The sequence below is a fragment of the Streptomyces sp. NPDC048002 genome (assembly GCF_040653275.1).
Classification (GTDB): Bacteria; Actinomycetota; Actinomycetes; order Streptomycetales; family Streptomycetaceae; genus Streptomyces.
In genome coordinates this window covers 240,843-254,653 of the sequence record NZ_JBEZNL010000004.1, presented here as the reverse complement: position 1 = coordinate 254,653, position 13,811 = coordinate 240,843, and the positions used below count along the sequence as shown (strand labels likewise).

Here is a 13,811-nt window from a genome sequence, read left to right as displayed (position 1 = left end):
GCGACCCGAGTCCGGCCCGCGCGCCCGGCCGGACGCGGAGCGCAGCACGATCCGCGCATGCCAGACCCTTCACGCACCCCTGTGACACAGCTCACTCATCAGAGTGCAAAATTTGCTTGATGCAATGATGGATTCGGCTGCCGCGCCCGTACTTCCTGACACCTCGCCCCCTCACGTCAGGACGTCACATGCCCCTCGCCCGCAACACGATCGGCACCGTCTTCGTGGGCGGCGCGCTCGTGCTCACGCTCTCGGCGCTCGCCTATCCCGCCATGCTCGGCCTCGACAACGCCACGACCGACACCTCGCGCATCATCGCCAACACCCAGTGGGGGCCGCTGACCGAGGCGGACCGCGACTTCGTGGTCAAGGTGCGGTCCGCCGGACTGTGGGAGTACCCCCTGGGCGAGATGGCGCTCCAGCGCGGCACCACGGACGAGATGAAGGAGGCCGGCAAGCACCTGATCGTCGGACACGCGGGACTCGACGACATGTGCCGCAAGATCGCGCCCGAACTCAACATCAGACTGCCCAACCAGGCATCGCCCCAGCAGCAGCAGTTCGTGGCAACCGTCGACTCCAAGAACGGCATCGAGTTCGACACCACCGCCGTGAACATCATGCGTGTCACGCACGGTCAGATCTTCCCCGCCATCGCCAAGATCCGCGCCTCGACCGAGAACACCCTCGTACGTCAGCTCGCCGACCTGGCCAACGACACCGTGCTGGACCACATCACGGTCCTGGAGAAGACCGGACTGGTCAACTACCAGCAGGTCAACTTCCAGCAGACCAGCCCACCCAAGCTCCCCAAGGAACAGCTCACCCCGCCCCCGCCGCCGGGCGACGCCCCGGTCGTCGTCCTCACCCCGCGACCGGATCTGGGCGTCAGGACCAGCTCACCCACCCCGTCCCCGTCCCCGTCGGCGGGCTGAGCGTCAGGAACGGCCCGCGGTGTGCGTCATTCGGCAGGAACGCACCACCGCCAGCAGACACGTCGCGACCAGGGCGGCGGCCCAGCCCGCCGGGGCGGCCAGCGGGGCCCATACGGTCGGCTCCGTCACCACACCGCGCGGCAGCACGTGCCCGTCCGGGTCGTGCACCACGGCCAGGGCGTCGCCCGGTCGCGTCGTCTGCCCGCAGCCGCGCCAGATCCGGACTCTCAGCGGGATTCCGTCCCGGTCTGACACCGAGCACAGGAAACCCCCGGGGGTGGCCGGAGTTCCTCGGTCGACGGACATCACGACCACGGGCTCCACCCGCCCGCGCTCCGCGAGCACCACCCCCGCGGCCGCCTGCGGAGCGGCGAGGGCGAGGCACACCCCGAGCACGGCGGCGATGCCCACCAGGGCGCGGCCGGCGCGGATCGCGGCCAGGTAGACGGCGAGCGCGGCGGCGCAGACCAGTCCGGCCTCGCCGTCCGCCAGGGCCGGCAGCCCGTACCACGCTCCACCGACAGCCGTCCCGACGACGGCCGCCGCGCACAGGATTCCGGCCAGGAGTCCCTTCCCGACCAGCCGCCAGGGCGGGCGGCCGACGAATTCCGCCGGCCCCCACACCGACGCGCGCAGATGGGTCAGCAGATGCGGCTGCGCAGCGGGCAGGGGTTGGCGCGTCCAGCGCATGCGCGACTCCACCTCCTGCCCTGTCTCCGTGTCCGGTGTCGGCATCCTGCCGCTCCGGGCAGCAGGGGGCACTGCCTCGGACCGGACAGACACGGACCGGCCGACCTGCCGGGGTCCGGCAGTCGCGCCGCACCCTGCCGCCACCCTTGCATTATGCAAAATGGCAGACGGGCGGAGAAAGCCTGCCTCGGACCTGGCCTCCCCGGCAGGCGCCAGGCTTCAGGCGCCAGGCTTCAGGCGCCAGACCTCAGGCGCCAGGCGTCACGCGCCGTCCTTCACGCTTCGGGCACCGATGCCGCGTCCATCGCCCAGCCCAAGGGGTGCGGTTCCGCGTCATCCAGTGCGGGCGCGGGCGGCTCGCCCCCTGCTTCGTTGAAGGCGGCGAGAGCACCGATCAGCGCCGCCCGCTGCTCGGGGGCCATCCGCTCGACGATCGAGGCGATCTCGACACGGCGCCGGGCGGTGACGTTCTCCACGGTCCGTCGCCCCTCCTCCGTGAGACGCAGCAGGGTCTCGCGACGGTTGGCCGGGTTGGTCTGCCGGTCGGCGAGTCCGCCGGCGATCAGCCGGTCGACCATGCGCATCGCGGTGGACGGGGCGACACCGAGCAATTCGGCGAGTGCGACCAGTTTCGTGGCTCCCCGGCTGTGCAGGACGACGAGCATCCGGAACTGCGGAAGGGTCACTCTTTCCTCGACCTCGGCGAGGGAGCGGGCGGACACCGCCACGAGCAGCCGCGAGGCGGTCAGCACCGCCCGGGTCACCGCATCGACATCATCCATGGCCCCCGCCGGGGGCGTGCGCTCCGCCATGGATCATTTCTACCGTGCCGAAGAGGCTCCCCCTCACGGGATGGGAACAGCTTTTCCCTCCTCATGACGGTGGTACCGCAGCAGAAGCATCGCGGCGTCGTCCCGAGGCGGTCCGTCGGCGTGGTGCGCGAGGTCGGCCCGGAGCGACTCAAGGGCGCGGTGCGCGTCGGGCTCCTTGAGCAGGTGGGCGCGCTCTCCCAAGGGGTAGAAGTTCCCGTGCTGGTCACGGGCCTCCGTGACACCGTCGGTGTACAGCAGCAGTTGCTCCCCCGGCGCGAACGGCACCCGGAACGGCTGCGGGCTGCCCGCATCGTGTGCTCCCAGCCCGAGCGGGAGGGCGTAGGCGGGCGGCTCGGGGAAGTGGACGGTGCCGTCCCGGCGTACGAGCATGGGCGCGGGATGCCCGCAGTTCAGCAGAACCGCCTCGTGGTCGCCGCCGATCTCGGCCAGGATCGCGGTGACGAACTTCTCCCCTTCCAGTTCGCGGGCGACGCTGCGCTCCAGCCGCTCCCCCAGGCCCACGAGTTCCGGCTCGTCGTACGCGGCCTCCCGGAAGGCTCCCAGCACCACGGCCGCAGTCTCCACCGCGGCCAGCCCCTTGCCCTGCACATCGCCGACGATCACCCGGACCCCGTGCGGTGAGGCCACCACCTCGTACAGGTCGCCACCGATGCGCGCCTCGGCGACGGCCGAGGTGTAGGACACCGCCACCTGCAACGGGCCCGCGGTCAGCGGCACCGGCCGCAGCAGCACCCGCTGGGCGACTTCGGCGATCGAGCGCACACTGGCCAGTTCCGCCTCCCTGCGCGAGCGCGTCACGGCCGCCGCGATGCCGACGCCCGTGACTCCGGCCACCGCCGCCATGGCCGTGTAACCGCGGCGACTGTCGAACAGTCCGTCGTACAGTCCGAGCCCCACGCACAGAGCCAGGGCGACGAGGCCGATGACGGCCGTCCGTCGCCAGCCGCCGACCAGGCCGGCGAACGCGGGACCGAGCGACACCAGCGGAAGGAAGCCGACTCCCGGCCCGGCGATCAGGTCCGCGACCGCGACCACAGCCATCACCGCGATGGGCATGCGGGACAGCACCGCGGTGTTCGATGCGGGCGTCTTGTCGGTCATGTGTGCACTCCTGCGGTGTCGAGGCGCTCCAGGGCGCCCCGGGCACGGCGGGCGGTCCCCCAACCTTTAGCCTATGCAAGAGTAGGCTGCGGGAGCCCGCTCGCGGCTTTGGTCCTTTACCCAATCGAGTCCGGGGACCGGCGCATCCGGCCTGTGGAGGGCAGACATGGCACCGAGAGTCACTGCACCCCGACGCCCCCGCCCGCCCTCGGGTTGGCGGCGCCTGGCCCTGCGGGCGCCGATCCACCTCTTCCGGATCGGCTGGGGGCGCCTCTTCGGGAACCGTCTGCTCCTGCTCCATCACGTCGGCCGGGTCTCGGATCTCGACCACCGGGTCGTCCTGGAAGTGGTCTCCCGGGATCCGGGCGACATGAGCTGGATCGTCGCCTCCGGATACGGCCCGCGGGCGGACTGGTACCAGAACCTGCGCCACCAGCCGAAGACGGTGATTCAGGTCGGCAGCCGGATGCACGCGGTCACCGCGCACTTCCTCGCACCGGAGGAGGGGGCGAGGATCATGGCCGACTACGCCCTCCGGCATCCCCGAACCGCCCGCCGCCTGTGCGCCTTCATGGGCCTCGGCACCGACGGCAGCGAAGCGTCGTTCCAGGCGGCCGGCCGGTCGATCCCCTTCGTCCGGCTCGACGACGCCGAGGGATGCCATCGCCCCGAGGGCCGCCAGGGCTGACGGCGAGGTTCGCCTGAACGATCGTCAGCCCGAAAGAGTCCCGGCGAAAGGTGCGGCGCGGCTGAACGTGGAGCATGGCATCAACCACGGACCCGCACGCCGAGTCGGACTTCCGGCAAGTGCCCGTTCACCCCTCCGACAGTTCAACGAAGGGCTCCGCGCCCGCAGGAACGTCCGCATTCGAGGCACGACAGTCGGCCGCCGACGCGCAAGCGTCACCCGAAGCGGAGCTGCACACGGTGCCCCTGGGCCCGAGCGGAACGCCGTTGGTGCGCAGCACCTCGCGGACGTCGAGGATCAGTGGGAAGACCTCGTGATTGCGGTCCTCACCCTGTTCGTCCCACGCCCGCTGTTCGGCTTCGACGGCCATCCGGTCCTCGGCGAACACCCGCTCCGTGAAGCGCCTGATGAACGGCCAGACGAGATGAAGGGCGGCCGCGATCCTGGGCTTCTCGATCATGAGCAGGCCGTAGACGTGGCAGGTGCGCTGCTCGGCGTCCTCGGGGACGTAGGCGACCCAGAGGCGGAAGGCCGGACGGTCGGCGTTCTCCGGTACCAGGTCGAGGGTCTGGTAGGGGTACTCGGTGCGGATGGTCATGACGTCGCTGGAGTCGCTCCCGCCGATGCCCTCCGCCGCCAGCAGGCCGGCACTCCGGTTCCGCTTTCCCCCGGCGTGGGTGAACAGGTACCGGGCCTCCACCGACCGCGCGGTGGTCCGGTATCCCAGCAGCTCGGGGCGGAGCTTGCCGACCACACCCCGGTGCAGGAACTGGTGGTTCATGTCGAGGAGGTTCTCGTGCATGAAGGAGTAGTGGCAGTGAACGGTCCGGGAGTAGGTCATGGTCTTGTACCGCGGCGAACCGAACGCCGGCAGTACGGGCAGGGCGGTGTCGGCCGCCTTGTCGGGGTCGCCGGGGAAGACGAACACCAGGCCGTACGCCTCACGGACCGGATAGGCGCGCACCCCGCGCGGCGGACGGGCGTCGCCCTTGGACAGGTACGGGATCTGCGAGATACGGCCGTCACCGCGGTAGGCCCACGCGTGGTAGCAGCAGCGGAGTGTCTCGCCGTCCACCACGCCCATGCTCAACGGCACCTGCCGGTGGGCGCACCGGTCCTCCAGCGCGTGGACGGTACCGCTCCGGGTGCGGTAGACCGCGATGCGCTCACCGGCGAAGGCGGCTCCCACCACGCGGCCGGCACGCACGCGCCGGGACAACGCGACCGGATACCAGAAGTCCGGGTTCGCCCCGACGCGGCGAAGATCGACCATGCCGGCGCTCCGGACTGTCTCGCCGGGCGCGGAAGTCCCACTGCGCCGGTGCCCGGCGGCAAGGGGCACAGACCCGTCGGGGTCGGACTCAGCCATGCTCACTCCCCCGCGAAGGACGGAAAGGAACTCAGACGGTCACATGTCGTGCTTGGCACAGCCATACGTCGATACGACGGAAGTACCCCAGCCCCTTCATCGTGAAAGCCGCCGCGCTTCCGTGCGCCGTCGGCGCGTCCGTACGAGTGAGGGGGTGGATGCCTGCTGCGGCCCGTCGCGGTCCTCGCCGCCGTAGGCCCCCGCCTGTGGTCGCCCGCTGAATCGAGGTCTCCTAGCGGCGGGTGAGGCGGGTGAAGGTCACCCCGTTGGGGAAGGCCGTGCGCTCGGCGACGTCGAAGGCGGTGGGGTCGAAGGAACCGTCGACCATCGCGACTCCGGTCCCGGCGATGACCGGATACGTCTTGATCAGTAGTTCGTCGATCTCGGGCAGGAGGGTGCCGGCCAGCCTGCCGCCCCCGCAGAGCCAGATGTCCAGGCCGGTGCCCGCCTCGTTCTTGAGTTCACGGACGAGGGCGAGCGGGTCGCCCGGCACGACGGTGACGGCCGGGTCGGTGTCCGGCTTGAGGGTGCTGGACACGACGTACTGGCGCAGGTGCGCGTAGGGGCTGGTGATCCCGTTGTCGAGGGCGGGGCGGTAAGTACCCCGACCCATGACGACGGTGTCGAAACGCCGGTTGGGCGCGTCGGCGACACCGGCAGCCGCGCGGAACGCGGTTGGGATGGTCTCCGGGTACAGCGCGTTGACCCAGGCGGAGTAGGCGGCGGCCTGCTGCGGGTCGCCCTGCGGATAGAAGTCGAACTCGCCGCCGGGGCCGGCGATGCGGCCGTCGAGCGAGATGCCGATGTAGTACACGAGCTTTCGCATGAGCTTTCCCCCACTCATAGTACTCTGCTTGTAGTGGCTAGAACTTAGTACTACATCTGGAGTGGTGTCAATGGCGAGGCGGAACGAACAGCGGCGGGCGGCTCTCGTCGACGCCGCGATCGAAGTACTGGCCAGGGAGGGCGCGCGCGGCCTGACCTTCCGGGCCGTGGACGCCGAGGCCGCCGTGCCCGCCGGCACGGCGTCCAACTACTTCGCCAATCGCGACGACCTCTTCACGCAGGCCGGCGCACGCGTATACGAGCGCCTTCAGCCCGACGAGGCCACGATCGCCCGCCAGCGCACGGCCGGCCGCGACCGGGAGACCTATGTGACGCTGATGCGCGAACTGGTCGGTCGCGTCGCCTCTTTCCGCACCGGATACCTCGCGCTGCTGGAACTTCGCCTCGAAGCCACCCGCCGCCCCGGACTACGCAAGGTCCTCACCGCGCGAGTCCGGGCCGACGTGGACGCCAACGTCGCCTATCACGAAGCGTCCGGTCTGCCCGGCGACGCCACTGCGGTCAAACTGCTCATGCTCACGCTGAACTGGCTGATCGTCGAACAACTCACCCTGCCGGACGTCTTCACGGAGGCAGAGCGCGAACAACTGGTGACGGCAGCGGTCGAACGCATCGTGGCGGCGGAGTAGAAGCCGCGCGACGGCGGGGGTCGGCGTGGTCGGTGCCCCGCAGCCCGGTCGGGGCAGGGGCCGGCCTTACGCAACGCGGCCCCAGCCTGTCCCCCTCTCAACCGACCCCTCAGTCCCGGGCGCGACGTGGTTCATGGCGCCGGCACTCGGACCGGACTTCCTGCAGGAGCGTGGGGTAGTCCTCGCCATAGGTGACCACGGCCGCGTACACGGCATCCAGCGCCGCTTGGAGGGGGTCGGCCGCGGCCGCGTCCGGGACAGCGCGCAGGGCCATGTGGGGCTGGGACATGCGCAGGGACGGGTCCGGCCCGCCCAGCGTGACCTTCAGCGCGTGCAGCGTCCCGTCCTCGGGGGGAGGCGACAGCGCTTCTCCGGAGCTCGCCAGTTTCGCCTCGGCCGCCGCGGGGCCCACGACCCGTGCGGTCGGCGCAGGCCTGGGCGTGACCACCTGCGTGTCGTGGCGGGCGGGCGACGGGAAAGGGGGCCGCTCGGGCGGGATGGGTCGGCCGACGGTCCTTGGGGGGACCCTCGGGTCGGAATCCAGGGCGCGCCACATGTCGGTCCACTCATCGAAGGGTGACGGCAGGGGCCGGCCCTCGGCCAGGGCGACGAGTCCAGCGGAGACCCAGTCGATGTCCGCGAGACCGGCCGCCTCGCAGGCACGGCGCGCGGCCAGCGCGGCGATTGCTCGATGGGCCTCGGGGGCCGCGGCGATGGCGTGGACGAGAGCGGGGTCGAAGGGGAGCAGGCCGCGCACGTTGCCTCGGACATCGCGCAGGGCCCGACTCGGCAACTGTCCGCCCCACTCCCATCGTTCGACGGCGAGTAGGCGTTCCCTCTCGGCAGTTTCCTCGGCGAGGCGGGCCTGGCGTTCGGCTTCGGCGCGTTCGGCCGGGGTGGGAGGGTCTGGTTGCTGACGGGCGTAGTCGTGCCAGTACGCGGCCGTCTTCGACGTCTGTTTCAGGACGGTGTCCCGGGCGGGCGGAGCGGGCCAGAACTGCAGCAGGTAGCAGTCCAGTTGAGGATCCTTGTCCAGCCGGGTGTCCTGTCGGTGTGCCTCGTCCATGCCTCTGGCGCAGTAGCGGACCCGATAGTGGGTCTCTCGCAGGCCGAGTTCCCAGGTCGCTTCGCCTGCCCACTGCGCGAGAACGGTCCGGGCCGATACGGGGTGGAAGGTCACCTCCACGGCCTCTTCCCACGCCGGATCCAACGGCGGTGCCTGGTCGTGCACTTCGACGGTGAAGCCGACATGACCCGTGTGAAGACCGGTGCTCAGCCACAGCGTGCCGGGAATCGCCGCTCCGCACAGCCCGGCGCTCTGTCCCGCGAACGCCTCTGCGAGGTCCGGGCCGAAGCTGTCCGGATCGCTCTCGATGTAGATCTGACCGTAGTGAACATGCACCTCACCTGCGACCGGCCTGCGCACCACTACCCCCACCTCCGTTGCCAGGAACCTGCCGTCCGGCAGCCTATGGCCCGCGTCTGACAACGGCAGTTGGCGTAGCCGTCAGCCGGCGCAAGGACCGCTCCGCAGCCCTACCGAACGGCAGGGCCCTGACGCGTGCCTCGGGTCCGCCCGGCTTACGATGATCTTCGCTTGCGCGGCCGGGGGGCCGGCGATCGGCGGCGGACGCCAGGGGGGTGCCGTCGCGCAGGGGATCGACGACGTATGAAGCTCTTGGGGGGCTCGCAATGTCGGGAAGAAGAGGGTGTGTGGGGGCGCTGGTCGCCCTCACCGTCGTGCTGGGCGGGATCGGGTCGCTCGTGGCCTGGTTCCTGTCGAACGAGGGCTATCTGCCGGGGGACGCGATGCTGCGGTCCTGGGAGGCCCCGGAGGACCGGAAGGTGGAGGCCGGGGCGGGCGACGACAACTGGGTCGTCGGGGATGTGGCCGTCCGCAGCCGCTACGACGCGGTGACCGGATTCGGGCTCACCGACGGGCGCGAGGGCGAGAAGCAGTGGGAGTACGTACCACCGGGCCGGAGCGAGGTCTGCGACACCGCGGAGCACGCGGGAACGGGAGCCGTAATCGTCCTGCTGGGCGGCAGCGGCAGCAACGCCAGCACCGGGCAGCCCGTAGGCACCTGCACGACAGTACTGGCCCTCGACGCCGAGGACGGCCGGGAACTCTGGAAGGAAGAACACGAACCCGGCAAGGACCGGTTCGGCAATGTGCTCGCCATGAACAACCCGACTGTGGACGCGCACGGTGCTCTCGCCGTGGTGGCCCAGGACCGGCGCACGACGGAGCACGACGCGCAGGGCTATCCGGTGCGGAAGACCGGCAAGCCTGGTGACACGGTCCTGCGCGGCCTGGACCTGCGCACCGGCGCACCCCGCTGGACCAGCGAACTGCCCGACCGGTGCGGACCGCAGGAAGTCTCCGTCAGCGACAAGCGCGTTGTCGCCCTCCTCTACTGCGAGGCGGGCGGACGCGACAAACGTGAACTGGCCGAGATGACAGTGGCCGCCTTCGATCCCACCACCGGTGCGCTGAAGTGGAACGTTCCGATCAACGAGCGGCGGCCCCTCGAACCGGGAACGTCCGTCTCCATCGAGGCGGCCGACCCGCTGGTCCTCTCCATCGGGACGTCCGACGAGAACGAGGGCGCGACGGGCCTGTTCGCAGCGTTCGACGACAACGGGCGCCCGCGCCCCACGATCGACTTCGACCGGGGCGACGACGGCATCATCGACGCCAACGGTCCGATGCAGACGGCCGTCGCCGGCGACCGCCTCTACGCACTCGCCGGGTACTGGTACAAGGGCGAACACCACACGGTCTTCGCCTTCGACCTCGCCACCGGCGAGGAGGTCTGGTCGGAGGGAATGGACGATCCCGCGGCCGCGATGACGGCGGACGGCGGGACGGTCAGGGTCCTGTGGAGTGGTCCACCCAGTCCACCGCCATCACCACCCTCATCGAACTCGACGCCGGCAACGGCGACGAGACCGACGAACGCCACTTCCGCGACCCGGTTCCCGGCCCCGTGAGCGGCATGTACGACGTCGACGGTCGGCTCGTCACCGCGGGCCTCGGCGGCGGCACGCCCTTCGCCGCCTGGGAACGCTGGTAGTCGACAGGTCTGAACCCTGTCCCCCGCTGCCGAGGCGGTTCAGCCAGGCGTCCGCGCATGGTGCGGAGCTGAATCGCTGGTGGTCGCCCGGGGTGGCCGGGTGCGCAGGCGGCGCAGCATCCGGGCGTCCTCGAAGCCGACCCGCCGGGCCGCCGATTCCACCGTGGCGCCCTGGGCGATCAGGTGCTCGGCGTGTTCGACGCGGAGTGTCTGCTGGTAGCGCAGTGGGGTCAGGCCGCCGGTGGCGCGGTGGAAGAGCCGGGTGAGGGTGCGTTGGCTGACGCCCGCGCCCGCGGCGAGGTACGCCAGCGGCAGGGTTTCGGTGTAGCGGGCGTCGATGAGGTCCTGGACGCGGTGGACGGCGTCGTCGAGGTGGGAGCGGTGCCGCAGCATGACGCTGTCCTGCGGCTCGTGGCCGTTGCGACGGGCGTAGACGACCATGTCGCGGGCCACCTGGGCGGCCAGAGCGGGACCGTGGCGGACGGCCAGCAGGTGCAGTGCCAGGTCGATGCCGCTGGCGATGCCCGCCGAGGTCACCACGCGGTCGTCGGTGGTGAACAGTACGTCCCGTACGACGACGGCGTGGGGGTGGCGGGCGGCGAGTTCGTCCTGATGGTCGTGGTGCGTGGTGCACCGGCGGCCGTTCAGCAGCCCGGCCCGCCCCAGGGCCTCCGCGCCCGCGCACACACTGGCGACGGTGCCGCCGGCGGCATGGTGATCGCGCAGCCACGCCGACCCGGCGTCGCTCAGCGTCGGCCCTGCCCCGAGGGTCCGCGCCCGCCAACCCGGCACCACGATCAGGTCGTCGGCGTTCAGCGTCGGCCATGTCGTCCCGGCGGTCAGAGGCAGCCCCTGGGCGCTGATCACCCGCTCCCGATCGGCGACGTAGGCGATGCGGTACTCCTGCCCGAAGTCCGCGGCGGTACTGAACGCCTGGGCCGGACCGGCCAGGTCGAGGAGGTGGACTCCGGGCAGCAGGACGAAGACGACGAGGCTCACGGGTGTGAGGGTGCCAGTTCCGACTCCAGTTCGGCCACCGTGGTGATCCGGGCGAACCTGTCGCGCAGGACCGCCTCGGTCCGCTCGATGATCGCCTCGGCCGGGAGATCACCGATCGGGTTGGTGGTCGTGGCGTCGGTGACGAAGACCATCCGGTATCCCAGGTCGCTGCCGACCCGGGTCGTCGTCTCCACGCACTGTTCGGTGCGGATGCCGCACACCACGAGTTCCCGCACGCCCGCCTCGGTCAGCCGCTGTTGCAGGTTGGTGGTGGTGAACGCGTTGTGGGACGTCTTGTACAGGACCGGTTCGCCCGGCTCCGGAGGGGTCAGTTCCGCCAGCGGGCGCACGTGCCCCTGGGCCGGGTCGAACACATCGCCGCTGCCGGGCTCCGCGTGCAGGACCCAGACGACGAGGTCGCCGCCGGCCCGGGCGAGGGCGACGAGCCGGTTCACCGGTTCGGCGATCTTCGGGTCGGCGATCTGCTCCCACAGCGGGCGAGCCCGGAAGGACTCCTGGACATCGATGACGATCAGCGCTCTGCTCATGCCACCCATCATGACCTGCGGCGACGCCCGAACCGAAGACCCGATCCGGGCCGGCACCGGAACGATCCGGTCAGGCGGACTCGCCCCGGTGCGCGCACCAGGGCCACAACCGTCAGTCGCCTCCGACTCATGACGCGGTCACGTTGATGGCGGAGAACGGCTCAGCGGTCGATGGGAAGCACCCGGTCCAAGCCGCTCTCGCGCAGGATCCGTTGGACGGTGGCCTCCAGGGTGCTGGCCGCGTCGACCACGGTCTCCACGGGGTCGGCCAGCAGATCCTTCTCGCGGTACCAGTCGCGCAGGTCGTCGGGGGTGACCTGCGCGAGGTACTCGGCGTCTCCCTTCGTGGCGTGCCGCAGCACCGTCTCCGCGTAGGGGACGTCGAGGTAGTAGCAGCGTGAGACGCCGCGGTGGGAGCGCACCAGGTTCCGGAGCATCGTGCCGTAGCGGTCGGCGTACAGAATTCCCTCCACGACGACGTGGAAGCCGCTGTCCAGCGCGTATCGGGCGGTCAGGTCGATGAGGCCGATGTTCGCAGCCCCGGGCCGGTCGCGCTCGCGCAGCACGTTCCGGCGCAGGTTGTCCTGGCCGACGATCGCGAGATTGCGGCCGAACCGCTCACGCAGTCCGGCCGCGACCGACGACTTGCCCGAGGCACTGTTCCCACGGACCACGATCAACCGGGTGTCCGGCGTCCCGACGGCATCCGGCATGCGCTGCGTCATGTTCGGTCCTCTCGACGCAGACGGAGGCGCTGGGGGGCGCCAGGCGTTCGACGCGGTTCGGGCACGGGCGAGTTGTCGGTCATAGGGTGCAGCCTTCCTTGAAGCCGGCCGTGGCGCCGAGCGTTCAGGTGCTCGGCTGCTTGACGTAAGCCGCCGCTAGGGGGAGGGGGCCGTCGGTAGAGTCGTCGTATCGGCTGGGGTGCGGGGGAGGCACGGATGAGTGACGGGGGCAACGCCGCGGCGATGGACGACTTGGTCGGGTGTGCTGGGGACGCCCACCTGGTGACGTTCGTTCCCAACCGGGCTGGCGGCGCGGCCTGTTACGCGTCGGATCTGGCGTCGTATCCCGGTCAGGTGGTGGTCGTCGACGTGGGTGGTGCCGCCTACGCGGCGACCGCGGATCGGCGCAGGGCCATGGGCCACGAGGTGGTCCGGCTCGACCCGTTCGGCGTGGCCGGCGAAGGGACCGACGCGCTGGAGCCCTTCGACCTGTTGGACGGGCTGGAGCATCCGGCGCTGGAGACCGCGTGCCAGGACCTGGCAGCGCTCGTCATCCCCCACGACGTGTTCACCGACCCCTATGACGAGAACGCCTTCTCGCTGCTCGGCGCGGTGATCGCCTATCTGACCGCGGTGCCCGAACGACGCACGCTGGGCGATGTGTACGCCACGTTCCACACGGACGACGTCGTCTACAACCTCGCCGTCGTCCTGGACACGATCGGCAAGAAGATCCCGCGGATGGCCTACACCGAGATCGCGGGCTTCCTTCAGTTCGAGGACGCGGTCCGCGCGCGCATCCTGCTGGGCGTCACAGCACGGCTGAAGTGGTTGGGTGTGCCGCAGATCCTGGCCGCGCTCGGTCCGTCGACCGTCCCGATGGAAAGGCTGCGGGCCGGGGCGCCCGCCACCGTCTACCTGGTCGTGCCCGCCGAGCGGCTGGCCGACCACGGCGCTCTGCTGCGCGTCTGGGTCGGCACGCTGCTGCTCAGCGCGCTGCGCGCCCGCGCCGAGGGCGACGAACAGACCGGGCCCGCGCCCCTGTTCGTCCTCGACCGGTGCTCCGCGCTGGGCCCCTTTCCGCTCCTCGAAGCGCTGCTCGGGACGCGGCCGGGCGCGGGACCCCGGGTCTGGACCTTCTGGCACGACGTGCACCAGCTCCGTACGACCTTTCCGGCGACCTGGCCGGAGATCGTCGCGGGAGCGGGGGCGGTGCAGGTGTTCGGGACGAAGGACGGCGCCGCGGCGGCGGAGGCCGAGGCGCTGGTGGGGCTGCCGGCGGGCGAGGTGGGCTCTCTCGGAGCGACGGAGCAGGTGGTCCGGGTGGGCGGCGACGCCTGTCGAAGGCGCGGTCCGGGGTCGGCTGCATAG

General features: G+C 70.9%; 14 protein-coding genes. 5 read left to right on the top strand and 9 right to left on the bottom strand.

From position 1 onward, the window contains the following. Positions 1-188 precede the first annotated feature (188 nt). The gene (locus tag AB0E07_RS08545) at positions 189-935 is read left to right on the top strand and encodes a DUF4142 domain-containing protein (RefSeq protein WP_362247588.1); all 747 of its coding nucleotides are present in this window, start codon (positions 189-191) and stop codon (positions 933-935) included. A 3-nt stretch (positions 936-938) separates the two neighbouring features. On the opposite strand, the gene AB0E07_RS08540 is transcribed toward AB0E07_RS08545, so the two are convergent. The 3 genes from AB0E07_RS08540 to AB0E07_RS08530 all read right to left on the bottom strand — a co-directional run bounded on the left by AB0E07_RS08540 (position 939) and on the right by AB0E07_RS08530 (position 3,559). After that, entirely contained in the window at positions 939-1,625 is a 687-nt protein-coding gene (locus tag AB0E07_RS08540) for a hypothetical protein (RefSeq protein WP_362247587.1), read from the bottom strand. Positions 1,626-1,900: 275 nt separating this feature from the next. Continuing rightward, positions 1,901-2,407, bottom strand: coding sequence for a MarR family transcriptional regulator (locus AB0E07_RS08535; protein WP_362247586.1), 507 nt, complete (start codon positions 2,405-2,407; stop codon positions 1,901-1,903). Between the two features lie 63 nt (positions 2,408-2,470). Beyond that, positions 2,471-3,559, bottom strand: coding sequence for a PP2C family protein-serine/threonine phosphatase (locus AB0E07_RS08530; protein ID WP_362247585.1), 1,089 nt, complete (start codon positions 3,557-3,559; stop codon positions 2,471-2,473). 166 nt (positions 3,560-3,725) lie between these two features. On the opposite strand from AB0E07_RS08530, the gene AB0E07_RS08525 reads away from it, so the two are divergent. Next, positions 3,726-4,247 (top strand): nitroreductase family deazaflavin-dependent oxidoreductase, encoded by a 522-nt coding sequence (locus AB0E07_RS08525; RefSeq protein ID WP_362247584.1) that lies wholly within the window; start codon positions 3,726-3,728, stop codon positions 4,245-4,247. Positions 4,248-4,374: 127 nt separating this feature from the next. Here AB0E07_RS08525 and AB0E07_RS08520 read toward each other — a convergent pair whose 3' ends face one another. Together AB0E07_RS08520 and AB0E07_RS08515 are read right to left on the bottom strand one after the other, a co-directional pair. Continuing rightward, positions 4,375-5,520, bottom strand: coding sequence for an aromatic ring-hydroxylating dioxygenase subunit alpha (locus AB0E07_RS08520; protein WP_362247583.1), 1,146 nt, complete (start codon positions 5,518-5,520; stop codon positions 4,375-4,377). 328 nt (positions 5,521-5,848) lie between these two features. Beyond that, positions 5,849-6,442 (bottom strand): dihydrofolate reductase family protein, encoded by a 594-nt coding sequence (locus AB0E07_RS08515; RefSeq protein ID WP_362247582.1) that lies wholly within the window; start codon positions 6,440-6,442, stop codon positions 5,849-5,851. 70 nt (positions 6,443-6,512) lie between these two features. On the opposite strand from AB0E07_RS08515, the gene AB0E07_RS08510 reads away from it, so the two are divergent. Beyond that, positions 6,513-7,091 carry a TetR family transcriptional regulator gene (locus AB0E07_RS08510; protein WP_362247581.1) on the top strand — a complete coding sequence of 193 codons (579 nt, stop codon included), beginning with the start codon at positions 6,513-6,515 and terminating at the stop codon, positions 7,089-7,091. A gap of 109 nt (positions 7,092-7,200) precedes the next feature. Here the strand turns inward: AB0E07_RS08510 and AB0E07_RS08505 are convergent, their stop codons facing one another. Beyond that, positions 7,201-8,493 (bottom strand): hypothetical protein, encoded by a 1,293-nt coding sequence (locus AB0E07_RS08505; protein WP_362247580.1) that lies wholly within the window; start codon positions 8,491-8,493, stop codon positions 7,201-7,203. Between the two features lie 311 nt (positions 8,494-8,804). Here AB0E07_RS08505 and AB0E07_RS08500 point away from each other — a divergent pair, with 311 nt between their 5' ends. Further along, positions 8,805-10,085 carry a PQQ-binding-like beta-propeller repeat protein gene (locus tag AB0E07_RS08500; protein ID WP_362247579.1) on the top strand — a complete coding sequence of 427 codons (1,281 nt, stop codon included), beginning with the start codon at positions 8,805-8,807 and terminating at the stop codon, positions 10,083-10,085. A 122-nt stretch (positions 10,086-10,207) separates the two neighbouring features. Here the strand turns inward: AB0E07_RS08500 and AB0E07_RS08495 are convergent, their stop codons facing one another. The 3 genes from AB0E07_RS08495 to AB0E07_RS08485 form a co-directional block, all read right to left on the bottom strand. Further along, a complete protein-coding gene (locus tag AB0E07_RS08495) occupies positions 10,208-11,167 on the bottom strand; it encodes a DJ-1/PfpI family protein (protein WP_362247578.1) in 960 nt (319 codons plus the stop codon). Beyond that, on the bottom strand, positions 11,164-11,715 hold the full coding sequence (locus AB0E07_RS08490; protein ID WP_362247577.1) for an isochorismatase family protein: 552 nt from the start codon (positions 11,713-11,715) through the stop codon (positions 11,164-11,166). The genes AB0E07_RS08495 and AB0E07_RS08490 overlap by 4 nt, the downstream gene beginning before the upstream one ends. A 161-nt stretch (positions 11,716-11,876) precedes the next feature. Beyond that, entirely contained in the window at positions 11,877-12,440 is a 564-nt protein-coding gene (locus AB0E07_RS08485; RefSeq protein WP_362247576.1) for an AAA family ATPase, read from the bottom strand. Positions 12,441-12,629: 189 nt separating this feature from the next. Here AB0E07_RS08485 and AB0E07_RS08480 point away from each other — a divergent pair, with 189 nt between their 5' ends. Further along, entirely contained in the window at positions 12,630-13,811 is a 1,182-nt protein-coding gene (locus tag AB0E07_RS08480) for a type IV secretory system conjugative DNA transfer family protein (RefSeq protein WP_362247750.1), read from the top strand.

Coding starts and splice junctions, on each gene's coding strand:
- AB0E07_RS08545 (WP_362247588.1), top strand. CDS start 189: ATGCCCCTCGCCCGCAACACGATCGGCACCGTCTTCGTGGGCGGCGCG.
- AB0E07_RS08540 (WP_362247587.1), bottom strand. CDS start 1,625: ATGCGCTGGACGCGCCAACCCCTGCCCGCTGCGCAGCCGCATCTGCTG.
- AB0E07_RS08535 (WP_362247586.1), bottom strand. CDS start 2,407: ATGGATGATGTCGATGCGGTGACCCGGGCGGTGCTGACCGCCTCGCGG.
- AB0E07_RS08515 (WP_362247582.1), bottom strand. CDS start 6,442: ATGCGAAAGCTCGTGTACTACATCGGCATCTCGCTCGACGGCCGCATC.
- AB0E07_RS08510 (WP_362247581.1), top strand. CDS start 6,513: ATGGCGAGGCGGAACGAACAGCGGCGGGCGGCTCTCGTCGACGCCGCG.
- AB0E07_RS08530 (WP_362247585.1), bottom strand. CDS start 3,559: ATGACCGACAAGACGCCCGCATCGAACACCGCGGTGCTGTCCCGCATG.
- AB0E07_RS08490 (WP_362247577.1), bottom strand. CDS start 11,715: ATGAGCAGAGCGCTGATCGTCATCGATGTCCAGGAGTCCTTCCGGGCT.
- AB0E07_RS08525 (WP_362247584.1), top strand. CDS start 3,726: ATGGCACCGAGAGTCACTGCACCCCGACGCCCCCGCCCGCCCTCGGGT.
- AB0E07_RS08520 (WP_362247583.1), bottom strand. CDS start 5,520: ATGGTCGATCTTCGCCGCGTCGGGGCGAACCCGGACTTCTGGTATCCG.
- AB0E07_RS08485 (WP_362247576.1), bottom strand. CDS start 12,440: ATGACGCAGCGCATGCCGGATGCCGTCGGGACGCCGGACACCCGGTTG.